The 286-nt window shown below is 61.2% G+C and carries 1 protein-coding gene; it reads right to left on the minus strand.

What is annotated here, in order from left to right:
• A partial coding sequence (locus LB465_RS18540; RefSeq protein ID WP_224471322.1) for a transposase occupies positions 1–225 on the minus strand: 225 nt, incomplete at its 3' end.
• Between the last annotated feature and the right edge of the window lie 61 nt (positions 226–286).

A 286-nucleotide genomic window follows, 5' to 3' on the forward strand; every position in this document is an offset into this window, starting at 1 on the left:
CAATGCGAGCCGGCCAGCACGCGCCAATCTGCGCCACGTCGTCAACTGCTGGGCCTTCACACCATAACGCCGTGCGACATCACATACGCGGGCGTCGGGCTTCATGCTCTCGAAAACAGCGCGCCCCTTGATCTCCGCAGACCATAACCGGCCTCCAGAACGCGTCCGGCGCGTAAGCTTCCCTACAAAGCCATCAGCTTCGGCTTCCTCCCCCGATTGTTCCATCGCCTTCAGTCTCCTCTTGGCTCTCTGACCAGCCAAGAATCGCAGAGCGAAAGCCGAAGGG

The sequence above is a fragment of the Salegentibacter lacus genome, from assembly GCF_020164555.1.
Taxonomy (GTDB): Bacteria; Bacteroidota; Bacteroidia; order Flavobacteriales; family Flavobacteriaceae; genus Salegentibacter; species Salegentibacter lacus.